This is a genomic window from Solibacillus palustris, assembly GCF_022549215.1.
Classification (GTDB): Bacteria; Bacillota; Bacilli; order Bacillales_A; family Planococcaceae; genus Solibacillus; species Solibacillus daqui.
On record NZ_JAKZFC010000004.1, the window covers coordinates 192,609 to 216,935 of the forward strand.

The window sequence follows — 24,327 nt, forward strand, 5'->3', positions numbered from 1 at the left end:
AATATTACAAAGAAGCTTGCGAACGACATGATATAGAACCTGTTAATATCCATTACTTTATTATAAATTTATCTCAAGATCAGTTACTCGCCTATAATGATCGTGCCTGTCAGAATAGGGGGCAAAATGAATTTGCAACTCCATAATTTCAGATAAATCATTTTACCTATTAGAAGTGTAAAATGGTTTTTTTTGTTTTTATTTTTTTATTTTTTTATAAGAATATATATTTTAATTTAGAATAAAAAGCACTTTACTTATAAAAGATAAATTAGTAATATGTAAAAGTGATAAATTTTACCTAAACAAGAAAATAATTGTAAAATACTATTGTAAAAGAAGGTGGAACAATTGAATTCCAAACGTAACAACTCGAAAACAATGCTAATTCTCACAACATTTGTTGTCTTATTATCAATCTTTGCCCATCTATTACATCGTCAATTTCATTTTTTAGATGGCTATTTATTGCTGCAAGGCATTTCAAATGTTGTTGGTGGTCTGTATGTTATGATGAATGTTCTATTTGTTATTCCAGTAGTTTTATTAGTAATCACTTTTTTGCTATACAGAAAACAGCATGATGCTCTGCAATTATTCATGACACTATCGTTAACATTTAGTAGTATTTCCATCATCGCTGGTGGTGACGGCTTAACGGAATATCATTTCTCCATTTTTATGGTTGTAGCGATGATCGCTAGTTTCCAACAAGTTAGGTACATTATTATTAGTACGGCTATTTTTACTGTACACCATTTAACTGGCTATTTTTTCTTTCCACAGCTGTTATGTGGAACCGAAGATTATAGCTTTGCATTACTCATGATTCATGCGATTTTCTTAGTGATGACGGCTGTTTCTACAAGCATTGTTATTATATCAACTCGCAAAGTGGAAACACGTTTAGCAGCAGATAATGATATAGCAGAGCAGCAATTGCAACAATTATTACGTCAAATTAATGAAGAAAGTAATCATTTACACGAGTTATCGGCACAAATTGCAATCGACTCTTCCGCTTCTTTTGATTCAAGTCAGAATATTACCAATGCATTATCAAAATTCCAGCAAAATGCAGAAAATGAAGCGAATTCATTAACCGTAAGTGTACGCAAAAACGAGGAAAGTATCCAGCAATTAGCAAGTATTCATGAACGTACTGAAAATGTAACGCAAAATGCGAAACACAGCCTAGAACGTGCAGCTCTTGGTAAAGAGAAAGTAAATGCCGTAACAAACCAAATGCTTGTCATTACCGATACGGTTGCATCGATTAAGCATCTAATCGAAATATTAGAATCACAATCGATAAATATTTCAAACTCCTTAATGGTCGTTCATAACATTTCTGAACAAACAAAGCTACTGGCACTCAATGCATCTATTGAAGCTGCACGTGCAGGGGATGCAGGAAAAGGCTTTTCTGTCGTTGCAAGTGAAATTCGAAATTTAGCATCTAGTACACAAGAATCTGTAGTAAAAATGGATAGTGTACTTGAAGGGATTCAACTTCAAATCGGTAAAGTTGCACAACAGATGCAAATCGGTATGGAAGAAATTTATAAGGGTGATCAGTTTATTCGTGAAAGTGAGCACGCTTTTGAAACAATCTTAAAGACGATTTCAACATTAGAACAAGATATTGATCATATTTCAAATGCTACAAAAGATGTCGTTAACCAGACGCAGTTATCGAGTTCATTATTCAGTGAAATTGCTAATATGAATGGGCAATCACTTCAAACCGTTAGTATTATTACTGATTCTGCCCGTCAGCAACAAACAGCATCGCAAAGTTTAGGACAAGTAATCACCCAATTAAACGCTGTAACCACTCAGTTAAAAGCGTTAACAGATCAAATGCATTCCTAAGGCCAAATGGGCATTACAAATCGCTAGTGAATAATTACTACTTTTATCACACAATTTATTTCTCATCCTATAAAACCATTTTAAAAGCCTCCCTTTCGAAATGGTTTTTTACTATTTTCAGGGTATTTTTGACCTATTAACATATGATGAAATTGTGAATGTTTCATAGTAGCCTATGAAATATTAATACTATTTTGCAGAAAAAGTTGGCTAAAACAGGGAAACCAATTTATAATTTTTAGATAAGAACATTGTAATTTTTATAATCCAAATGAATTGGAGAGGTTATCATGACCAAAATGACAGAATCAAAAATTCTTGAATCAATGGAATTATCATACGAACAGCTTGTCGATTTAAAAGCTGCACTCGATAAAACTTCAATTGTAGCAGTAACAGATAAAAAAGGGCTAATTTTGCAAGTGAATGATCAATTTTGCGAGATTTCAAAATATAATCGTGAAGAACTAATAGGCCAAGACCACCGCATTTTAAATTCAGGCTATCATCCGAAGTCATTTTTCAAAGAAATGTGGCGCGCGATTGGCAACGGTGAAACATGGCAAGCTGATGTTTGTAACCGTGCGAAAGACGGATCACTGTATTGGGTAAAAACAACAATTGTTCCGTTCATAGGGGCAAATGGTAAACCAGAGCGTTATATATCAATTCGAACTGATATTACAGCACAAAAGAACATAAAAAAAATTGCACATATCGCATATCATGATGATTTAACTGGTCTACCAAACCGTCGCAGTCTTTCAAAACGTATTGAAAACGAAATATCAAATGGCTTACGTAATAAAGATCAATTTGCTGTATTTTTCTTTGACGTAAATCGTTTTAAAAATATTAATGACAGTTTAGGACATAAAATAGGCGACTTATTTTTAATCGAATTAGCGAAGCGTTTAACTGATATAGATACGCAATCAAATTCGTTCTACCGCATGAATGGCGACGAATTTGTTTATATTTTAGAAGACGTAAAATTTGTAAACGAAATGGCTGAGAAAATTTTAGATGTCTTTAAAGCAAGCTTTGTCTTTGACGAATATGAGTTTTACGCCAGCATTAGCTTAGGTATTAGTGTTTATCCGGATCACGGGGAAAATGTATCGAAGTTATTAAAAACAGCAGATATTGCAATGTACGCAGCGAAAGCGAAAAAAGGCAATAGCTATAGTGTCTACAGAAAATTAATGCGCGGTTCAAATGATCAATTTTTAGTGTTAGAAACAAAGCTACATAAAGCATTACGTGAAAACATTTTTGAGCTACGATTCCAGCCAACATATAACCTACAATCAGGAAAAATCATTGGTACAGAATCGATTATTTATTGGCATGACGAAGATTACGGTGAAATGAATCCGGTTGAATTTATGCCATTTGCATCCCAATGCGGCTTAATTATTGAAATTGATCAATACGTATTAAAAAATTCGATTCAACATATGGTACAGCTAAAGCCGCATGTCGATGATGACTTCAAAATTTCTGTGAATTTATCGACAGATTATTTAAAAGATGCGAACTTTATTGTTGATTTAACAACTTATTTAGAAGAAGCTCAGCTTGATTCTAAGTATATTGAAATTGAAATCTCTGAGTTATGTTTACTAGATACGGATTTACAGTTGTACGATAAAATCAATCAAATTCATGAATTGGGCGTTACAATTTCAATTGATGATTTCGGTATGGGTTACTCGTCACTAAGCTATTTACGTGAAGTGCCAATCAGTTTATTAAAAATTGATCAATCATTTACTCATGAGCTAAACCTTGTACCCGCAAATGCCAAAATGGTAGCGGCGATTATTTCACTGGCAAGCGCACTGAACTTACAAGTGGTAGCGACTAAAGTGGAAAATGGTGAAGACCTAGCTATTTTAAAAGAGTTAAACTGCTCATTCGTTCAAGGGTTATATTTAAATGATTTGCTTCCTTTACAAGATCTCATCGCATTTATTGAAGAAAAAAATAATTAAACGTTCATTTACGCCTCGGCATAATTGCGTCCAGATTTTTTTCGTGCTTGCTTTAATAACTTCACTGAAAAATCTGTGACATCTGCCAGAGGCTTTAACTTGCTTCAGCAGGGGTTGGAACCTCACTGAAGCAAATTAAAAGGAGTGTCCCGTAGCTAGTGGGACACTCCTTCTTTAATTATTCAAATGACTTTCAATTCGGGCAAACTCATCTAAATCAATGCTTTCGATATATTTGTAAAGCACATCGATATTGACTTGAATTTGGTCCTTATGTGACAAATAGAAATCCTCGGTTAAATGACGAATAATTAATGGCACAACTTTGGAATGATTAAAACGATGCATATACTTTTCTAAAAAGTCGGTATTGACCGCTATATCTGTATTTTGGCCTAGTGCTTCAAAATCTATATATTTTATATGGGCCATTAAAAACTCTTCTGTTAAATGCTCATTATACTGACAGACATACGACCAATCGATTTCGTTTTTGTAGCGATTAATCCAGTGTAATTCTGATACAGCCGTAAATAACTTTTGCTGTGTTTTTGACATGATCGTAAACTTGTCGTCCATCTCGCTATTCGTTAATCGCTTATCGCCATAACGGTCGTATCTTTGACTTTTTAATGACGGGATACCTTTCACTAAATGCTCGCTACCTGGCCATTTATAATTTCCACGGTCATATTCGAAATATTGTAAGTCCATGACTGGAATTTCATCTGATTCTGGTAAGTAGACAATGTCAAATGATCGATAAAAGATATTACTTTCGATAAAATCGTCTATTTGATCTACAAAATCTGGATGAATATGCTTTTTATTTTTTAATAGCTCATCGATTAAAAAACGTTTGAAGCTCGTTGTAAGACGATTTAATACACTTTTATTATGCTGAAGTGCTTCTAAGTTCACTGCTTGTAGATGTTCAATTAAAAACTGCTCCGATAATAATGGGTTCTTATAACAAATGTACGTAAACGGAATATAGCCTAAATAAGGTAGTAGCTTACTATAGTGCTGCTTGGCGGCTAAATGCAGCCAGTTGTAATATGAATTAATAAACGCGCGGTCATACGGTAATATTTCATAAACCGCTTCATCATTAGATTCTAATGCCCGGATTACAGATAATGAATCAAAATGAGCCACGTCGAAGTCATTAGGAAACGGAATGGCCTCAAACGCCTTTTTTATATGGATTTGAACTTTCGGCTTTGTTGAAAGGAAGCTATATGTACCTATTGCGCCGCGCTCTTCCAGTAAAATATATGCAAGTTCCTGGCGTTCTTCATTCGTTAGTTCGCAACCCTTTGGAAACTTCACTGATGCAAAATATTGGGCTTTTGCTAAATCGTAAAAGAATTTATAGTCTCCTGCTTTTGTATAGGGCTCTTCAGAATTGTTTTGCTGCCAATAGAGAAGGGCGCCATTTATCGTTTCATAATTCGAAAACGTAATATTCGCGATGGAAAAAATATTTTGTGCTAATGCATCATCATACAATACTTTCATAAATTCTATTTTTTTAATTTTAAGCATAAGGCACCTCCAGTCCTTCTATTATAAACGTTCTTTAGATATTTCTAAACGAAAACTAGCTTATTATAAATAGGTTTAATTATTTTTATGGGTGGTATAGTAATTATAGTAAAGTTACGGTCATATAATAAGAACAATCGACCGTAACTTTACACTTTACACTCCTTATCCCATAAGGAGTGTTTTTCCTGCTATAATGAATCATAATCTTTACAACAATAGGAGCGTGCCTATGTGGAAAATACATAACGGAAAACTTATTCAAACAGCCGATGAATCGCGCATGCGTTATAAAACCCGCATTAGCGCAGGTCTGGTCGAGCAGCTCAAACAAATGGCTGAAACACATGACTCTCATATTAGCTACTTGCTCGAAAACGGCTATAGTAATTTACTAGAAACAGGCGTTATTACCTTCAACAAAAAAAATCGCCCAAAAGATCGCATTGAATTTCGTACAACATGCGATAAGGAGCTTTTGCAATGCCTAAAAGACTTTGCACACGCAAAGGACTTAAATTTAAACGATTGTATTGAGGCGAGCATCGCACATATTAATGTCAATGATGTCAAGCATGCCAATTGGCGTTATCGTATTGAAAGTTAGTGAATAAGCGTTCCACTGTTCAGAAAGATTGTCGAACGCTCTTATTTTAAGAATCAAGTAATAATATAATAGTCTTCAATTATTGTATTTTAATGAGAAACATTAAGTTCTGAGCATCTTATCAAAATATATGAATCAAAATCATATTGTTTGTAAAAAAATGCAAGTAGAAGGGACGTATGAAAATGTTACATTTAAAACCGATTACAAAAGATAATTGGATTGCTGCGATTAAACTAAAGGTAGCCAAGGATCAAAATCACTTTGTAGCTACAAATGCCGTATCATTAGCGCAATTAAATTTCCTTGAAAACTTTTATGCACATGGTATTTATGAGGATGAAACGATGGTAGGCTTCACGTTATTTGGTATTGATGAAGAAGACCATGAATTTTGGATATATCGTTTGATGATTGATAAGAACTATCAGGGCAAAGGATATGGAAAAGAAGCCGTTAACCTTATTATTAAAGCCATTCATACAATGAAAGCGCCACAGCATCAGTTGATACATATCTCATATGAACCAGAAAATATCGTAGCGCAGCAAGTCTACAAAAATGCTGGATTCTATGAGATAGAAGGATTGATTAGTGATGGTGAGCAAGTCGCGCGGTATGATTTTGCGGAATAGGCGTAAGGAATTATTTTTGGTTTCAGTAGGAAAGAAGAATACTACGGCAAAATAAAGACAATAACATTTGAATTAAAAAACAACAATATCCTATTACAGAACCAAATGATTAAATTACTTTGATGAAAAAAGCATAAATGACCCTTCATGTTGAATATAATATAAGCATTCATTGACTTTTGCCATTTAAAAGCATACAATGAAGGCAGAAAGATTCTTGTCGTGAAGAATCGTATGCAGTGCAACGTCTGGTTTGGTCACCAGACGTTTTTTATATGGCTGAAAACAAAAAGAGGCGTTGATTCTAATTGGAATCAACGTCTCTTTTTGTGTTTTTACAACATCATACGAAAGAATCGATACAATGTATCAAATAAACGGAATAGATCCGTTGCGTATCGAAAGATGGTCAGTCCTTCTTCACGCTTTTTCTCTCGCTCAGCCTTTACTCTTTCTTGTCGTGATAACTTCGGCATGCAGTGCACCTCCTTTCGAAAAAGGAGTCAGCTGTGATGCTGCCTCAATATTGTAGCATGAAAATTACTATTTTTATGGCAGAATTCAAAATAAAGTCATATAAAAATCAAAAGTTTAAGAATGTAGGTTTTATTGAATATTCATCATTAAATCTAAATAGAAAGAAATCATTCTATAAAAATTATAATTCTCAATTCATAGAATAAGCAATATCAACAGTCAATACAACAAATGTAATATATTTGCATATAGCTTCTTTATTTCCAATATTTTATACTTATAACAACATCGTTTCAGAAAAGGGCAAAATAAAAAACAAATCAAGACAATATTATAGCTACAAGAACTAAACCCTTAAACGATTCAAGGAGTGAGAAGATGACGGTTATTTCATTGCAACATGTCACAAAGGATTATGGACATGGACGGGGGATTTTTGATGTTTCATTTAATGTTGAACAAGGTACTGTATATGGATTTCTAGGACCAAATGGGGCTGGAAAAACAACTGCCATTCGTCACATTATGGGATTTTCAAAACCAGAGAAAGGGATCGTAACAGTAAATGGTCTAGATTGTTGGACAAATGCTAAAACTATCCAAGAAAACCTTGGCTATTTGCCTGGCGAAGTAGCATTACCTGAAAATTTAACAGGCAAACAATTCATTCAAATGATGATGGATTTGCGAAAAGTTAAAGATGATACCCATTGTAAAAAACTAATGGAATTCTTTGACCTTGATGCTTCAGGAAAGGTAAAACGTATGTCACTTGGTATGAAGAGAAAATTAGCAATTGTGACGGCATTCATGCATGATCCGGATGTACTCGTCCTAGATGAGCCTACAAGCGGTTTAGATCCGATTATGCAGCAACGTTTTATCGACTTTGTAAAATTAGAGAAAAAGCGCGGCAAAACAATATTACTTTCAAGCCATATTTTCACTGAAATTGATGCTACTTGTGATGAAATTTCGATTATTAAAGATGGTTACTTGATTTCTTCATTTAACAAACAAGAACTCTTAAAAATGACAGAAAAGGTCTTTAATTTGACAGTTCAAAACGCAATGCATTATATGCAGCTTGTGCAAATGATTGAATCGAATGGCTTTAATCTACTCTTTAAAAATGAACAAACAAATGAACTTCAAATCGGCTGTTATCCAAATGATTTATCAAAGCTCATTAAAATACTAGCTGATTTTCCTATTTCTAGTTTCAACGAAGTGCCGTTTAGTTTAGAAAAGCATTTCATGGAATTTTATGATCGACGGGTAGGGGGGGAAATCCAGTGGCAATAATCGAATTACAAAATGTAACGAAAGATTACGGAGATCGTCGAGGTATTTTTAATATCGATCTTTCAATAGAATCGGGTGAAGCATTTGGATTTGTCGGCACAAACGGGGCTGGCAAAACAACGACAATTCGGCACCTTATGGGATTTTTAAAACCACATATCGGAACAGTGAAAATTAAGAACCTTGATGCATGGCATGATGCGGCGGAAATCAAACAGTGGATTGGCTATATTCCAGGTGAAATTGCCTTTCCTGATGTAAAAACGGGTTGGGATTTCATCCATCAGCAAGCAGATCTGTTACAACTAATGGATTTAAGCTTTGCAAACGAGTTAATTGAACGACTTCAACTCGACCCTTCAGCAAATATTAAACGGATGTCAAAGGGAATGAAGCAAAAAACAGCCATTGTTGTCGCATTGATGGCCAACGCTCCAATTCTTATTTTAGATGAACCTACAACGGGACTTGATCCATTGATGCGAGCAGAGTTTATACAAATTATTAAAGACGAAAAAGCAAAGGGCAAAACAATTTTTATGTCTAGCCACATGTTCGAAGAAATCGAGGAAACTTGTGATAAGGTGGCGATGATTAAAGAAGGGAAGATCATTACAATCAAATCGATATCAACGATTATGTCAAATGATAATCAACAATTTATCATCGAGTTTAGTAATGAACAAGAATGTACGCGCTTTATGCAAGAAAAGATTGATTCTGTAGCTATTAGCAACACAACTGCTTCTGTAAATATTGAAAACAATACATTAAATAAATTTTTAGCTATTTTATCAACATATCAATTCGATAATTTAACAGAACAAAAACATACACTTCAAGAGCAGTTCTATCATATATATTCAGGAGGCCCATCCCATGATTAATGGTACGATATTTAAACAAACCTTACGGAATAATGTAAAGCTTTGGCTTATTTTTACTTTAGTATTAATTTTACTACAAGTAATTATGGTTGCTGTATTTGATGATAGTACATTGACAGATATTAGTCATTTAGTAGAGGGTACACCACTTGCAGGAATGCTCGGACAAACGACATTACTAAGTATGCTTGCTTCAACATTCTATTCTATTCATGGTGTCATATTCCCAATTATATTCATAATTATGACAGCAAATAGTTTAATAGCCACTCAAGTGGATCGTGGTTCTATGGCATACTTATTATCAACACCAACCAAACGTTCTACAATTATCGTTACGCAAGCCTTTTACTTAATAGTATCTTTAGTAGTGATGTTCTTTATTGAAACAGTGGCTGGTTTTATCGCAATTCAAGTGTTTCAATCTGAGACGGACATCGTGATAGCTGATTTTATTATGCTGAATGTTGGTTTATTTTTATTAATGTTTGCTATTAGTAGTATTTCGTTCTTTTTCTCAAGCTACTGCAATTTAACGAAAAACTCCCTTGCTTTTGGTGCTGGTATTCCGATTGCCTTCTTTTTATTTCAGCTAATAAGCTCCGTTGACGATAGTCTTGACGTACTAAGCTACTTCACAATAAATGCATTGTTTGATACGACGGCAATTCTAGAAGGGGAAAACTATTGGTGGAAGCTAGGTCTTCTTTTAGGTATTGGCATCGTTCTCTATATAGCTAGTTTAGAAGTATTTAAACGGAAGGACCTTCCACTTTAATCTATATAAAAACGAGCATGCAAATTATTAGACTTGCATGCTCGTTTTTTTCTATTAAGCACTACGAGAAGATGGGGAAGAGATGTATACGCTATTAGAGGATATAGCGCGTTATATTAAAAGAGTTGTAATTGATTATTGTTGTGTAGAATTAAATACAGTGCAACGTTTGATATAGTCACCAGTCGTTTTTATTTGGCTTAAAACTAAAGAAGCATTGATTTCATTGGTGCACTTTTTACTTAGCAACCATATTCGAGTGTCCACTAGACAAAATAGAGCAGCTTTTTCAAAAGTTTTTTCCTTGCATAAAGCCCGTGATATATATAGAACTAACTTCCAATCTCGTGTTATAATAAGGTCTATTAATTGGTAAATAAATTGCGAGGTGAAAAATGAAGAAAACGTCTTTGTTACAAGAAGAAAAGCATTCAACAATACTGTTTTTATGGCTATTTTATGTTGTATTTTTTGTATATGAAATATTGTATAATAACCTTTTCCCAGCATTTCCATGGAGCGATGCTAATGCAAAGAGTACAATATGGTACGATTTTATGTTTGTTAAATATGGAGTTATGATTGCACTCATCCCTTTATCTATTTATTTGATTAAAAAGGAGCAAACAGAATCTGTAAAATACATATTATTTTTCGGTTATTTTTTAACTAATGTAATTTCAGATATATTGTATTATAAAGACAGTACGCTTACTTACACTAGCGGAAACATGGTAGAACTTGTAGTTGTACTTTTCGCTCCAATCTTTGTAAACAAGAAATTTACATATTTTATAACAGTTGGTTTATTACTAAAATATATTTTGGTTGGTATATTTATACAGGATCCATTGATTTTGTTTCCAATTAGTATATTGATAGTGCTGTCATTTATTTCCTTTGTACTACTTCATCGTTTTTTAAATTATATAAAAGCGTTGAAGTACTCATATGACGAACAATTGGAAGGTATTGTTAAAGGAGTCATTGCAATACTGGAGTTAAAGGATCCGTATACTCGTGGACATAGTGAACGAGTTGCTGCATATGCAATGAACATGGCAGAAGCTACTGAAAAATTTAAACCGTCCGAGTTAAATTATTTTTATTATGCCTGTCTATTACATGATATTGGGAAAGTTAATATACCGGACTCGATTTTGACAAAGTCTGGTAGATTGACAGATGAAGAATATAGTATAATTAAGACGCATCCGGTTGTTGGAGCCGAAGCGATTCGAGATGTCGATGGGATTGCTGATAATATTGAAGTGATTTACCATCATCATGAAAGATGGGACGGCAAAGGGTATCCAGATGGACTGGCCGGGGGAGATATTCCTTTTTTAGCCAGAATTACGGCGGTTGCCGATGCTTTTGATGCGATGACTTCATCCAGGTCCTATCGTCCGGCACTTCAATTTGAAGAAGCATATAAACGAATTCTCGATGGACAAGGGAGTCAGTTCGATCCACAACTGATCGAATTATTTAAACAAGTTTACCCTCAATGGATGCAAATTTCTAAAACATATCGAAAGGGTATGTACATGAGAGGAGGAGAAAAACGTGAAAATTCGCAAACTTAATAAAATTAAAGTGACTTGCTGGTGGTGTTGGTTAATTCCGAAATGATTAGTAAGTACTTATAGGATGCTGTAATTTCAGCATCCTATTTTAATTTATAGAGGAGGCTATATATTGAAAGTATCCTTACAATCCAAAATAACGTTATATCCGCTATCCATTCAAAAAGATAAAAAAAATTATATCGTGGAGGAGCCGATTTCTGGTGATTTCTTTGAATTACCTGAGATAAGTGTTGATGCAATTAAACGATTGGACAAAGGTGAAGGTCTAGCTGCGATTGAAAAGACACTAAAAGATTCTTATCCCGAGGAAGAAGTGGATATCATTGAATTTGTAGATCAATTGGTAGAGTTAGGCCTTGTTCAAGATGTGGATGGGGTTCGAGTTAATAGAGATAAAGAGAAGCAGGCTAAATCTGTATCAAATGCAGGTGGTTTCTTATGGATCCCACACTGGGTTGGACATTTGTTTTTTAATGGAACGATGAACAAGGTTTACTTGCTTCTGCTAGTATCGAACGTATTAATTCTTATTCTAAATCCAGAACTATTGCCCCATTACAAAGACATATTCCTATTCGATTCCATGGTGTTAAATGTAATTAATTATCTATTAATTTCTATAGTATTAATTTTAATTCATGAATTTGGGCATGTCTTGGCCATTCGATCGTATGATTTACCTGCTAAACTAAGTATCGGACACCGGCTGATTTTTATTGTTTTTGAAACTGACCTGACTCAAGCGTGGAAGCTCGATCCTAAACAGAGGAATATCCTGTATCTTGCTGGCATGTCTTTTGAGCAGATCATTCTTTTCCTTTCATTCGGTTTTATGCTTCTTTTTCCAGATGCAAATTTTGTAGGAATTCTTAGCATCATCGTGTTAGATATTTTTATTAAATCAATATATCAATGCTGTTTCTATATGAAAACAGATGTATATTATGTTGTAGAAAATGTAACAGGATGTTATAACCTGATGGAGAGTGGCAAAATATATTTAAGTTCATTCCTTAAGAGACATCAGAAATCAGGGAAGAATCATAAAGAGATGTTCCAGAATGAATGGAATTTGATTCGTATATATAGCGCATTTTACATAGTTGGAGTTTTTTTAACGTTACTTTTGACAGTTTTGTATTTTTTACCACAGCTCTATTATATGTTTAGTACAATATATTTTAATATTCTGGGAGCAGGAGATCGTGCAGCGCTTTGGGATGCTATTGTATTTTTAGTACAGACAACGTTCATGCTTGTCTTGTTGGTTTATTTGGCAAGAAAAGAAAGGCGTAAGAATTAATAAACGATTCTATAATATTTATTGGGGTATTTAAACAATTTCACAATAAAAGAGGGCACAAAGCTGAATTCAATAGGTTTGCATCGATTAAAAAATGATTTCAAAGCAAACTCATATTTAGGAATTACTCAAGTTGATAATCATGCAATGAAAAAAATAATGCTTTCAAATGGCTGCATTCAAAGTGAAAGTACAATATTTTCATTAGAATATTATGCTGAACAGTAGATATTGTACTTCAAGGAATAGTATTGTTCTTGAAGATACATACTACTAAGCAACATAATAGTATTTGTTTGAGGTGATTAGGATTGCCAATGTTAGATGTTGAAAGTTGTAGCTTATACTATCAAGCAAAGGGTGAAGGAACCCCAATTGTCTTTATTCATCCTCCATTACTTACCTGCACAAACTTTGTTTATCAATTAGAACAATTATCTAAAATATATAAAGTAATCACCTTTGATATTAGAGGTCATGGAAGAAGTGTGTATTCCAAACAAGCGATCACATACCCACTCATTGTTAATGATATTGTTAATTTATTAAATCATTTAGGTATAGAGAAAGCGTTTATTTGTGGATATTCAGCAGGTGGCTCTATTTTATTAGAGTTTTTATTGACGAATCCCAGTAGGGCATTAGGTGGTATTTTAATTAGCGGAATGTCTGAAGTGAACGATATTTATTTAAAGCAGCGAATTTCTTTAGCAATCAAACTAGCAAATAAAAAAGCCATTTCTATTCTAACACTTGCCATTACATGGGGGAATTCCAAGACTCGAAAAATATTTAGTAAACTTTACAAAGATGCAACCTATGGAGACGCACGAAATATCCAGCAGTTTTACCGTTATAGCCTACACTATAATTGTACAAGTCGTCTTCAAGAGATTGATTCACCGCTTTTGCTTGTGTTTGGTACGAAAGACAAATCATTTCATCAATATGCTCGCATACTGCATGAAAAATTGCCAAATAGTGAATTAACGTTTTTAGAAAAAGAAAAACACCAAATTCCGACTAAAGCAGCAATTAAATTAAACGAAACGATTGATGAGTTTATCCAGAATCAGCAGGATGTAAATTGAGGAAATAACAGTGGGTAGAACTTCAATTCCCAAAAATAAGTACCTTTTTTAACAAGGAAAGTTGTTTTAAATCACTAAAATAAACAAAAGCCTTACTATGTTCATATGTAGTAAGGCTTATAAAAGTTGTTAAAAACCGAATTGATCTAAAAGAATTTTACTGCATAAAAGGATAGTAAAGTCATATAATTCTTTTTTAACCAAAGCACGATAACTGGAAGCTCCATTCTTTTACGTCTAATACCCTAATTATTATTATGAAGTTATTTAGGAATTACAGGAACCCAAAGTTCGTTTCTTGGTTTATGCTTTGGTGGATAATAACATTCGATACAAGGTATATCAGCCAGTTCATATCCAGAATTTGGAGCCCATTCTGTGTATAATTGCTTCCACGCATTCGCTATTCCTGGAAAAACAGCCCAAGTACGGTGAGTAATGAATAGCGTTTCCATATCACTGGTTACCTCTCCATCATATCGGACCCCCATAAAGTAATTAAATTCTTCATCCATAATGGTTGACTCTTTTCCACAAACACCTAAAAGACTCTCAAGAGTGCATTTTGGTTCTTCCCAGGACATATCAATCAAATGTTGCATAAATCCATCTTTTTTAGCACTACTCCAAAGCGTTGGAATTGTTTTAAAGGCTCCACTTGTTTTGACTAGCTTACCTTTTCCTATAACTTTTAAATCAAAATCAAGATTCTCAATCCGATAATCCATTTGGCATCCCCTTTATCATGTTTTGGAGGAAAATTCCTGTAAAAACTTTTAACCTTTGCGTTTTTATAGCTAAATACATACTTGCCATTTACTCTTGTTTCATAATCAGAAATATTAGTAGAGTATTCACCATTTCAGTTGTCACTTTCTCCTGAACAAGAAAAGGTTTTATCATTACAACCAATAATCAACAAAATAAAAGGAAACAAAAAATAGCAAGCGTTTCACATTGCGACCTCCCGTTAACCTCATTCTCTATTTTATTCTACTTTCAAAAGACTCTATCCTTCTTCCGCTAGACTACCCAATAGGTACATAAGGATTTGTAAATCATTCAACTTTATTATCTCTTTACAAAATAAAGTATCGTCCTAAATTCTAAATATTAAGTTTATAGGTAAGAGGTTTGCAGATCAGAACGAAAAAGCAGCACACTCGTAAAATTAACGAATGTACTACTTTATTTTTTTATATTTAACAACAAGCTAACTATGTATTAGATGCGCTTAGGTCTAAGCTACATAGGATGAAGTAATTCTAATTCACCTTGTGGACGAACAGTACCACAGCTAAGCTCGTTTGGATCAATAGTAGGATTCATGCTTTGATACTTTCTACAGCAGTATCAATCGATAAGTGAATTTCTTATAAGAAAGAGAAGTCTGGATTGTATTTATCTAAAGGTTTTTTCATAAATCATCTGGAATAACCATACCACTAATTATACTCATTGAAAGGTGATAATGTGAAATGTGGTTATTAGGTTTTTTATGTACTTCTTCAGGAATATTCATAGGCGGCATGATAGCATGGCATTTTAAGGGATTACAGCAGAGGGTAGACATCATTTATGGACTCTGTGCAGGTATAATCTTAGGCTTAATTAGTTTTGAAATTTTTCCAGAAGCAATTGAATTAGGCGGGTGGTTAAGTACTATTATTGGATTTACTATTGGAATGATTATATTCGAAGTATTACATAATAGTTTGCATAATAACCAGGGGAAAAATAGTACTTCAAAGAAAAAATTGTATATACGTACAGGTTTAACATTAATGTTTAGTTTCTCGGTTCACAATTTACCTATAGGACTTATTTTAGCGACAAATCAAGAATCTGATTTTACAATGACTTTATTGCAAACACTCTTATTCCATAGTATCCCCGAAGGAATTATTTTGTTTACACCTTTGATTTTGGCAGGTATAAATATCTTTATTGTTTTATTAATTTCCATTATTGTATCGATACCAGTCTCATTAGGCTTCTTTATTGGCGGTTATTTAGGATTTGATCTCCAGTTAATAAATACCATCTTAATTAGTGTTACTATAGGAATTATTTTTATGGTTACAATATCAGAAATTCTATACCCAGTATTAATCAAATCTTCAACATTTAAAGTTTTATTTTGGGTCCTAATAGGATTAGGAATAATAGTATTTTATCTAAAATTATTATAAGTTAATACTTTTCCTTTTAGGATTTACATTATTTTTCAACCCCTAATATGTTGAAAAAGTCAAAATATCTGAACAACTGCGAATGATAGTTGTTGATGGATAAGAACAATCTCAGTTGGATAAAATATTTGTGAACTTAAAAAGTTCACATTTTAAGGATTGGGAGGACTAATTATGTCATCTGAAATGGGAGAAATACATCGTACAGGTCGAGACATTAACAACGAAATAGTACATTTTGGTGGGCAAGCTGAGAGTGTTTTTAGTTCCTTGGCTGAACAAGGCCGACTTTCAATACAAAAGAAAGCAGACGAGTTAGCTGCACAGTATCTTGAAAGTAATCCTAATCCAGACTATTATGATTGTGTAAAAATTGTAGCAGAGGGAGTTTTGACAGCAGGGAACGAAATCAAGGCTAGCAGTGGTTCTTGGGGAGAATCAGTAGATGCAGCACTTGGTGCTGGTGTTGAAGTTCCAGCAGCAAAAATAGCTTGTAAAAGAATATCGATGTCTTAATATTAATTCTTGAAAAGCGTAGGCGTATAAAGCTTATGCTTTTTGATATTTATTGATTTTTTTAGCTGAGCTACATGAGCAATAAGAGGAGTCCATCTCTAATAAGAGGTGGATTTTTTCTATTGTCAGATAAAACGATAGGGAAGTTCGATTATTTTAATAAAGATTGTGAAGAACTGTACTTAAACTAACGCAGCACGTTAGTGCAATAAGAATTTACATTAAAATAGTAATATACATCATACACTTTTATTAAATTAAATAAAATGGTTGTAAAAAGAAATTGGGGGGGTACTATGAAGCTAATAGGGGAACAAATTTATCTCCGACTTTACAAAATTTCTGACGCAAGCGAGTTAGCTAGCTTGCATAATAGAAATCGCGAATTTTTTCAACGAGTTAGCCCATTACTTCCAGAAGCCTTTTATACAGAGGAATTTCAAAAACAACGCCTTCAACAGGCATTGAAAAAGTCAGATGAAGGGCAATTATATCCCTTTGGAATCTTTTTAAAAGCAACTGATAAACTTATCGGAGACATTTCATTAAATCAAATTTCAAGGGGAGACCTACAAAGCTGTTATACGGGATTTACTTTAGATAAGGGGTATAATGGAAAGGGTTATACAACGGAGGCTCTTAAAATTGTTGTAGACTTTGCTTTTCAAGAATTAAAACTCCATAGAATTGAGGCAGGAGCTATGCCTGACAACATAGCATCCATTCGTGTATTAGAAAAAGTAGGATTTGAAAAAGAAGGTATAGCTAAAGAAAATCTGAAGATTAATGGCAAATGGACAGATCATCAAATATTGGCTATCATCAACAGCTTGGATGTGTAAGCTCTTTTCACTTCATTTACTTGAGCGCGGCTAAAAAGACTTTTTGTCCTTGTGAAGCCGTGCTCAAATCAATCTTACCAATAGCCAAGTAGTTTCCACCATAAGCCGCCGATTATAACAAAAATGAGAATCGTAACGATAGAAACAATAAAACCTACCGTCCACCATTTTTTCTGTTCAATATAACCTGCGCCAAAGAATACAGGAGCAGGACCAGAACCGTAATGAGTTGTCGCACCAAATAAATTACTGAATGCTGCTAATAGGATTACCGAAAGCATGGCTGGTGCCCCAGCTTGAAGCATAACAGATAGAAACGCGGCATACATGGCACTAATATGCGCTGTAGAACTTGCAAAGAAATAGTGTGAATAGAAATAGATAAGTGCTAATATCAATACCGCAAACATCCAATTATAGCCAGACACAAACGAACTGACCTCTTTACTAAACCACGGAATCAGTCCAAGCTTGTTCATGTAAGAGGCCATCATAAAGAGCGTCGCAAACCAAACAAGCGTATCCCAGGCTCCTTGTTCATTTTTAATATCTGACCATGTTAGTACTTCTAATAATAAAAGTAAGGAAAGCCCTATTAAAGCAGCAGTTGTGGCACCAATGCCTAAAGAATCCCCACCAATCCAAAGTCCTAAAATAACAATAAACACTGCAATCATGCGTTTCTCAGAGCTTTTTAATGGCCCAAACTCATCTAATTTCTCTTTGGCAATTCGACTTGCTTCTGGAGTTTGTTTAATCTCTGGAGGAAAAATCTTATAGATAATAAATGGAACAACAATCAATGCTACTAATCCTGGAGCAATCATAGCAGTTGCCCACCCAAACCACGTTATTGTCACACCAGCCGTATCACTTGCTAGCTTAACAATTAAAGGATTGGCTGCCATAGCTGTCATAAACATAGCTGATGTAATCAAGTTCCCTTGAAATCCTACCGTCAAAAGAAAGGCTCCCATTTTACGTTCTGTACCATCTTCTGGTTTAGAACCAAATGTATGTGATAAGGATTGGATAATAGGAAAAATCACACCACCTGCACGTGCCGTATTACTCGGAATAGCAGGTGCCAAAATTAAATCGCTTAGCAATAAAGAATACGACAAGCTTAAAGTTTTCTTTCCAAATAACCGAACAAATACATAAGCTATACGTTCACCTAACCCCGTCTTAATAAATCCACGCGAAATAAAGAACGCAATAACGATAAGCCAAATAGTCGAATTACCAAACCCACTTAGCGTTTCTTCAATTGTTAGCGTGTTAGTCACCGCGATCACTGCCATAGCAATAATTGAAATAGCTCCCATAGGTAATGGTTTTGAAATAAAACCGACAATTGTCGCAACAAACACAGCAAACAAATGCCATGCACTTTCTTCCACTCCAGCAGGTGCCGGTATAAACCAAATAATAATACCAATTGCAATGGTAATGAAGAAAGGAATCCATTTTATCGTACTTCCTGATGTTTCTTTCATGCCAACAAACTCCTTTTATGTGGATCTTCAATAACAATTATGTCCTCTGTCTAACATTTCACCTTCATTAGTTACTCACATTGAGTTTAACCAATTTAAATTGTTAACTATGCACCACATTTACTTGAAAAATAAAATTTTATAACTAGATCGTGTCCTAATGATAAGAATTTTTTCATCATTCGATGTATTTTCTTTGGATCTCACCAAAACTCGAAGTTAGAAAGATCACAATAGACTTACTCATTCATTAATTCATTCGTCTCGTGAACTGTAGCTTTGTAAAAAAGACGATCGTTTATAACAAAGATAGATAAAATTTATAATTCTTGATGGAGTCTTGATTTTTACCTGTTAAACTCAAGTCACTAAAGGTGAAAAGGAGATATTTTATTTATGAATGATGAGTATATCTTGCAAACTAGACAGCTAACTAAGAAATACAAAAGAACCTCAATTTTAAATACTATATCAATCAATGTAAGGAAGAACACCATTTATGGTCTTTTGGGTCCAAATGGGGCAGGGAAGTTATATCTAAAACAATGAGTATGGTTCCGATAGTGACCAAAATAACAGCTCTTTTTTTCTTTTTGAATTAACGTGGCAGGATAGTTGAATAAGAAGGTATATTTTAAAGACTGTCGAAATATTAAAGACGTAAAGAGTTAACGTTGTTCATCTAAGAATAAACGTTCCTAATTTAGTTATCATAAGGAGTGCTTAAATTGACTGTACATAGTAAATTCCCTAATTTAGAAACTGAAAGATTGATTTTACGGAATGTGGGAAATGAGGATATTGACTTTATTTATCGACTCTTCAGCAACGAAAAAGTATGTGAATTTTTATATGATGAAGAATTGTTTACGACTAGAAATGAAGCTACAAAGTTTGTTGAATGGAATTCAAATCCTGAAGAGAAAGGATTTAATCGGTGGATATTAGTCGAAAAAAGTAATGATCAACAACTTGGAACGTGTGGATTTCATTGTTGGGATAGAACGAACAATATAGCGGAGATCGGCTATGATTTATGGCACGAATATTGGGGACAGGGATATATGAAAGAGGGATTGATAAGTGCTATTGAAATTGGCTTTAATAATATGGCACTGAATAGAATTAACGCATTTGTAGCTTTGGAAAATGTCAATTCTATAAAATTATTAGAAAAGCTAGGATTTAAGAATGAAGGGGTTTACAGAGATAAGCATTTATTTAGAGGTAAGTATTATGACCACTACTCTTTTTCTTTGTTAAAAAGAGACTGGAATCAAATCAAAGGTTAATTCAACAATTCGATTGACGGTCCCTTTAGTATGTGAATGATTGCACTTAAACTAACAGGGGCTTAAGTGCAACAAGTGTTTCAAAAAAATTTTCCCAAACGACGCTTTGGGAACCTCTTTGGACATTTTATATAAATATTCATTGGAATATAGGATAGTAGATGTATATATTAAGGTAAAACCAGGGAGGTGTAATATGCCTTACGTTCACGAGTTTGGAATAGTTGCTTGTATAGAAAAAGATAAAGAATATAATCATTATGAACCTGAAAAATATGATTGCATAATTGTGGATGGTGATTTCCTTGATGAACTAAGGTCTAAGGATTTTGGTAAAAAAATGCTTCAGTTAGATACATTCGCACATAACACAAATTTCCCTTATAAAAGCCTTGTCTATTTTGGTATAACATTGATACCACCGAGTTCTCATAAACAGTTTTTACATATTGTTAATGAAGCAAACGGCAAATACAAATCAGAAGAACTAGAAGAATTGATGAAAAAAATAACCGAGGCAATAAAAGGGGATAAATGGATGATTCACTTTGGTGTATAACTTTGTTAATCAATACTCAATGTGCAACATACACCCATTATTCAAATAACGTTCCCAAATGAAACTTTGGTTACTTTATGTAAAAAAGTCTCCAAATATCAAAAGGTAATTAATTCTAATTTAATTTAGTAGGAAATGTATAATTGAATTATTAGAATTCTTTAATACGAAGGTGGTAAAATAATGAATTTCCCAGAACATTCTCAAATACGTTTCCCAAAGTTAATATTACACTCATTTTTATTACTCATCTTTTTGACACTAATATCTATAATTACCCAAGGCTTGATTAAGTGGATATTTAATATAAATTTCTCTTCAGTAAAAGGACCTACTACAACCTTAGTTATGATTTGGATTTTCTTTGCTATTCAGAATAAAAAATATCAGAAAGATGCTTAGTTTAAATGGGTATAACGCTATAATTTTACGAATAGCTTATGCATCTCATAGTTAAATAACGTTCCCAAATAAAAGTTTTGGGACGAAATAATACACTTAAAACGTTGTCATACCAATGTATTAAGTGTTTTTCTGTACTTCATTCATATACACTTTTTTATGCACTATCGTTTGAACTTAGATACAACAAAGCTTTCAATGCTGTTCAAAAGAAATTGCACTGGATCATATTTTGAATAAAATCTTGCATATACAGCGAACTTTATTCAAAAGCTACAAATCCCTTAGCGTTGTATGACTGCTATCGTTGTAACTGTCAGACTATCCACCGCTATTACTAAGTCTGTACCTCGTCTACATATGCATTATTCCAAATATTGTGCTACTTGATAAATAAACAAATCCCCTTGAAAATTGCTTCAAGGGGATTATTTTTTACAGCAAGTGGTCTTATTACTACTATTTAAATCTAAACCACATACACCTGTTTCAGGTAAGTCTAACTCTACTTTACGAGCAGCCTCCAAATCACCTGTTAAATACGCTACAATGGAACGCACTTGCTCATAGCCAGTTGCCATTAAAAATGTAGGTTCGCGTCCGTAGCTTTTCATTCCAACAACGTAGAATCCAGTTTTAGGGTGACGTAATTCTAGCTCACCGTGTGGACGAACGGTTCCACAGCTATGTTCATTTGGATCAATTAATGGTGCCAATGCTTCGACACTTTCAACAGAAGCGTCAATCGATAATCTTCACTTTCCCCACCTTCCAAACATGCACTTAAAAACATTATAGTAAGAAGAACCCACATAACAATACAGTATTTCTTCATTTTCTCATTCCTCTCTTTGGATACCATTATAGAAGGTGACCCCTCGGCAGTTTCAAGGTTTATATAGATTAATTAAGAATAGTCAAAAAAACACTTGAAGCTAACGTTACGTCATTTTGTATACTGTTTAAGAACTACTTTTTTTTGCAATATCTAGATTATTCAGAAAAATAGGGGGATTAGATGAAACAGGGAGATATTATAATTTATGGTTGTGTCATTATAGGTGCTGGTGTTGGACTGACTCTGGATAATTCATTTCCTGGTGTACTGATTGGCTTGGGAGCAGGGTACTTACTTAAAACTTTTTTTCGTAAAGAAGAATAAAAGTGGAATGAATAAAACAGTTGTTAACGATAAGGTCTTACGAACAGGAAGGTAGGTTAATCAGTTGATACACATTAACAAAGTCGGAGAGCTGACAGGTGTTACAGTAAGAACACTACGTTACTACGATAAAATCGGATTATTGAAACCAACATCTAAAACAGAAGGTGGTCATCGTTTATATACGAATAAAGAAATAAAAAAACTACAGCAGGTTCAATTTTTAAAAAAGATTGGATTTCGCTTAAATGAGATTAAGAATATGCTCGCTTCCAGTGAGTGGGATTGGTCGGATAGTTTAAAGAGTCAATTATCTTTTGTAATAGAAGAACAGGAAAATTTAAAGAAAATAGAGCAGTCTTTACGGGAATTGATACATGGAATTGCTATAGAAGGAGATGAAAACTGGATTGCGATTCAGAAGATTATGCAATTATCCAGTAAAGATAAAGAAATACAGCAGAATTATCGCGAATCTGTATTTAAAGAAAGAGAAATAAAGCTATGGAAAAAGGTTCCCAATATGACAAGTGACAGTTCTGACTCACTAGAATGGATTGCACTAATAGGTCAGTTAAAACGTTATATCAAGGACGGTCCAAAAGCAATAAAAGTTCAAAATATCATTAGAAGAATGGATGAAAAGCGTTTAGAGGAATTTGCTGGTGAAAATGAATTTTTAGATAAGCTGTGGAAAATAAGGATGTCGCAAAAACAGTCAGAGAAACTGGGATTATATCCGATTGATCAGGATGTGCTTGAGTTGATGAACCAGGCATATGTATTCTTTATGTCTGAAAAGAATAAACCTCAACCGGAATAAGGGGGGAAATGATGAGTACAGAACTAATTCTCCTGATAGGATGTTTGGCTTTAATGGATACGTTAAGCCCTGCCACATTAGGGGTAACGGTGTATCTACTTTTAACAGACAAAGAGAAACTTACCAAACGTTTATTGGTATATTTATTGACGGTTGCAGGATTTTATTTTGCTGTTGGAGTTTCACTCATGTTAGGACTAGTTTTTTTACTTGAGATTATTTCTGGCGTATTTCAAAATCGAATCGTAAGCTGGACAGTCTTTATTATTGGAGCAATCTTGTTCATTACAAGTTTTTATGTTCCAACAAAGAAAAATTCAGACCTACCTTCACCAAAATCAAAAAGCATTCTTTCAATGGTTGCTCTGGGATTCACTACTTCATTAATAGAAGTAGGTACAGCATTTCCATATTTTGCAGCAATCGGAATAATGACTACTTCTAACCTATCATGGATGGAATGGTCTTCTATTTTAGCTGGATACAATCTTATCATGGTGATGCCTTCCATCTTGTTGTTTCTCTTTTATCTCCTGTTTGGTCGGAGGATGCAAAAACCTCTTAAGAAACTTCGGGTGAAAATAGCTGATAATACAGGATCTGCTCTTTCTTGGATAATGTGTATTGTTGGAATCATCCTAATTTTTAATAGTCTGGATTACTTGTAGGTTACAATTCATGCTTAAGAAGAAAATGGTCAGCTCGGCTTAGTTTTACTTGGCTACGAGCAATCAAGTTGCTAGTATGCGTGTACAGCACTCAAGTACATTAACAGTTCCTTATTTCTTAAGTTATGCACAGCTTGTCATGAAGAGTCGAGAACTATCGGTAGAAGAAAAAAAACAGTTTATTGAAGAGTTTTTCTTTAAAGGAGATCCATTTGTTTACGGAAAGGCAATACGCCAACAATTTTTACAAGCAATGGCTGAGCTACATGAGCAATAA

At 33.9% G+C, this 24,327-nt stretch carries 23 protein-coding genes and 3 pseudogenes; 20 read left to right on the forward strand and 6 right to left on the reverse strand.

The window, feature by feature from the left end; translation table 11 throughout:
- The first annotated feature begins 351 nt into the window (after positions 1 to 351).
- Both LZ480_RS12255 and LZ480_RS12260 read left to right on the forward strand, forming a co-directional pair.
- On the forward strand, positions 352 to 1,875 hold the full coding sequence (locus LZ480_RS12255; protein ID WP_241369730.1) for a methyl-accepting chemotaxis protein: 1,524 nt from the start codon (positions 352 to 354) through the stop codon (positions 1,873 to 1,875).
- A 290-nt stretch (positions 1,876 to 2,165) separates the two neighbouring features.
- Positions 2,166 to 3,872 (forward strand): putative bifunctional diguanylate cyclase/phosphodiesterase, encoded by a 1,707-nt coding sequence (locus LZ480_RS12260; RefSeq protein ID WP_241369731.1) that lies wholly within the window; start codon positions 2,166 to 2,168, stop codon positions 3,870 to 3,872.
- 174 nt (positions 3,873 to 4,046) lie between these two features.
- On the opposite strand, the gene LZ480_RS12265 is transcribed toward LZ480_RS12260, so the two are convergent.
- Positions 4,047 to 5,420, reverse strand: a complete 1,374-nt coding sequence (locus tag LZ480_RS12265; RefSeq protein ID WP_241369732.1) for a nucleoside-diphosphate sugar epimerase — start codon at positions 5,418 to 5,420, stop codon at positions 4,047 to 4,049.
- Between the two features lie 232 nt (positions 5,421 to 5,652).
- Here LZ480_RS12265 and LZ480_RS12270 point away from each other — a divergent pair, with 232 nt between their 5' ends.
- Both LZ480_RS12270 and LZ480_RS12275 read left to right on the forward strand, forming a co-directional pair.
- Positions 5,653 to 6,027: an rRNA methyltransferase gene (locus LZ480_RS12270; protein WP_241369733.1), complete on the forward strand. Its 375-nt coding sequence runs from the start codon at positions 5,653 to 5,655 to the stop codon at positions 6,025 to 6,027.
- A 179-nt stretch (positions 6,028 to 6,206) separates the two neighbouring features.
- Positions 6,207 to 6,662 (forward strand): GNAT family N-acetyltransferase, encoded by a 456-nt coding sequence (locus LZ480_RS12275; RefSeq protein WP_241369734.1) that lies wholly within the window; start codon positions 6,207 to 6,209, stop codon positions 6,660 to 6,662.
- 335 nt (positions 6,663 to 6,997) lie between these two features.
- Here the strand turns inward: LZ480_RS12275 and LZ480_RS12280 are convergent, their stop codons facing one another.
- Positions 6,998 to 7,138, reverse strand: a complete 141-nt coding sequence (locus tag LZ480_RS12280; RefSeq protein WP_241369735.1) for a hypothetical protein — start codon at positions 7,136 to 7,138, stop codon at positions 6,998 to 7,000.
- A 379-nt stretch (positions 7,139 to 7,517) separates the two neighbouring features.
- Between LZ480_RS12280 and LZ480_RS12285 the strand changes: the two genes are divergently transcribed.
- The 6 genes from LZ480_RS12285 (at position 7,518) to LZ480_RS12310 (ending at position 14,095) form a co-directional block, all read left to right on the forward strand.
- Positions 7,518 to 8,444 (forward strand): ABC transporter ATP-binding protein, encoded by a 927-nt coding sequence (locus LZ480_RS12285; protein WP_241369736.1) that lies wholly within the window; start codon positions 7,518 to 7,520, stop codon positions 8,442 to 8,444.
- On the forward strand, positions 8,435 to 9,331 hold the full coding sequence (locus LZ480_RS12290) for an ABC transporter ATP-binding protein (RefSeq protein WP_241369737.1): 897 nt from the start codon (positions 8,435 to 8,437) through the stop codon (positions 9,329 to 9,331). Before LZ480_RS12285 ends, LZ480_RS12290 begins: the two co-directional genes overlap by 10 nt.
- Entirely contained in the window at positions 9,324 to 10,109 is a 786-nt protein-coding gene (locus LZ480_RS12295; RefSeq protein ID WP_241369738.1) for an ABC transporter permease subunit, read from the forward strand. The genes LZ480_RS12290 and LZ480_RS12295 overlap by 8 nt, the downstream gene beginning before the upstream one ends.
- Positions 10,110 to 10,504: 395 nt before the next feature.
- Positions 10,505 to 11,698 (forward strand): HD-GYP domain-containing protein, encoded by a 1,194-nt coding sequence (locus tag LZ480_RS12300; protein ID WP_241369739.1) that lies wholly within the window; start codon positions 10,505 to 10,507, stop codon positions 11,696 to 11,698.
- 112 nt (positions 11,699 to 11,810) lie between these two features.
- Positions 11,811 to 13,004, forward strand: a complete 1,194-nt coding sequence (locus LZ480_RS12305) for a PqqD family protein (RefSeq protein WP_241369740.1) — start codon at positions 11,811 to 11,813, stop codon at positions 13,002 to 13,004.
- A gap of 311 nt (positions 13,005 to 13,315) precedes the next feature.
- The gene (locus tag LZ480_RS12310; protein WP_241369741.1) at positions 13,316 to 14,095 is read left to right on the forward strand and encodes an alpha/beta fold hydrolase; all 780 of its coding nucleotides are present in this window, start codon (positions 13,316 to 13,318) and stop codon (positions 14,093 to 14,095) included.
- 263 nt (positions 14,096 to 14,358) lie between these two features.
- Here LZ480_RS12310 and LZ480_RS12315 read toward each other — a convergent pair.
- Both LZ480_RS12315 and LZ480_RS20095 read right to left on the reverse strand, forming a co-directional pair.
- Positions 14,359 to 14,887: pseudogene (locus LZ480_RS12315) on the reverse strand (GyrI-like domain-containing protein); the annotation flags it as partial.
- A gap of 459 nt (positions 14,888 to 15,346) precedes the next feature.
- Positions 15,347 to 15,468, reverse strand: a pseudogene (locus LZ480_RS20095) (glutamate synthase); the annotation flags it as partial.
- Between the two features lie 105 nt (positions 15,469 to 15,573).
- Between LZ480_RS20095 and LZ480_RS12320 the strand changes: the two are divergent.
- From LZ480_RS12320 to LZ480_RS12330, 3 genes are all read left to right on the forward strand, one after another.
- The gene (locus LZ480_RS12320; protein ID WP_241369742.1) at positions 15,574 to 16,287 is read left to right on the forward strand and encodes a ZIP family metal transporter; all 714 of its coding nucleotides are present in this window, start codon (positions 15,574 to 15,576) and stop codon (positions 16,285 to 16,287) included.
- Positions 16,288 to 16,461: 174 nt separating this feature from the next.
- Positions 16,462 to 16,803, forward strand: a complete 342-nt coding sequence (locus tag LZ480_RS12325) for a hypothetical protein (RefSeq protein ID WP_241369743.1) — start codon at positions 16,462 to 16,464, stop codon at positions 16,801 to 16,803.
- A 296-nt stretch (positions 16,804 to 17,099) separates the two neighbouring features.
- Complete coding sequence (locus LZ480_RS12330) at positions 17,100 to 17,645, forward strand: GNAT family N-acetyltransferase (RefSeq protein ID WP_241369744.1); 546 nt, start codon at positions 17,100 to 17,102, stop codon at positions 17,643 to 17,645.
- Positions 17,646 to 17,719: 74 nt separating this feature from the next.
- Here the strand turns inward: LZ480_RS12330 and LZ480_RS12335 are convergent, their stop codons facing one another.
- Positions 17,720 to 19,144 carry an anion permease gene (locus tag LZ480_RS12335; protein ID WP_241369745.1) on the reverse strand — a complete coding sequence of 475 codons (1,425 nt, stop codon included), beginning with the start codon at positions 19,142 to 19,144 and terminating at the stop codon, positions 17,720 to 17,722.
- Positions 19,145 to 19,872: 728 nt separating this feature from the next.
- Here LZ480_RS12335 and LZ480_RS12340 point away from each other — a divergent pair.
- From LZ480_RS12340 to LZ480_RS12350, 3 genes are all read left to right on the forward strand, one after another.
- Complete coding sequence (locus tag LZ480_RS12340; protein ID WP_241369746.1) at positions 19,873 to 20,436, forward strand: GNAT family N-acetyltransferase; 564 nt, start codon at positions 19,873 to 19,875, stop codon at positions 20,434 to 20,436.
- Between the two features lie 196 nt (positions 20,437 to 20,632).
- Positions 20,633 to 20,995, forward strand: coding sequence for a hypothetical protein (locus LZ480_RS12345; RefSeq protein WP_241369747.1), 363 nt, complete (start codon positions 20,633 to 20,635; stop codon positions 20,993 to 20,995).
- A 183-nt stretch (positions 20,996 to 21,178) separates the two neighbouring features.
- Entirely contained in the window at positions 21,179 to 21,397 is a 219-nt protein-coding gene (locus tag LZ480_RS12350) for a hypothetical protein (protein ID WP_099424292.1), read from the forward strand.
- Positions 21,398 to 21,825: 428 nt separating this feature from the next.
- On the opposite strand, the pseudogene LZ480_RS12355 reads toward LZ480_RS12350, so the two are convergent.
- A pseudogene (locus LZ480_RS12355) lies at positions 21,826 to 22,152 on the reverse strand (flavoprotein); the annotation flags it as partial.
- A 263-nt stretch (positions 22,153 to 22,415) separates the two neighbouring features.
- On the opposite strand from LZ480_RS12355, the gene LZ480_RS12360 reads away from it, so the two are divergent.
- From LZ480_RS12360 to LZ480_RS12375, 4 genes are all read left to right on the forward strand, one after another.
- Entirely contained in the window at positions 22,416 to 22,559 is a 144-nt protein-coding gene (locus LZ480_RS12360; RefSeq protein ID WP_241369748.1) for a hypothetical protein, read from the forward strand.
- Between the two features lie 64 nt (positions 22,560 to 22,623).
- Entirely contained in the window at positions 22,624 to 23,382 is a 759-nt protein-coding gene (locus LZ480_RS12365; protein WP_241369749.1) for a MerR family transcriptional regulator, read from the forward strand.
- Between the two features lie 11 nt (positions 23,383 to 23,393).
- A complete protein-coding gene (locus LZ480_RS12370) occupies positions 23,394 to 24,050 on the forward strand; it encodes a GAP family protein (RefSeq protein WP_241369750.1) in 657 nt (218 codons plus the stop codon).
- Between the two features lie 76 nt (positions 24,051 to 24,126).
- Positions 24,127 to 24,327, forward strand: a complete 201-nt coding sequence (locus LZ480_RS12375; RefSeq protein WP_241369751.1) for a hypothetical protein — start codon at positions 24,127 to 24,129, stop codon at positions 24,325 to 24,327.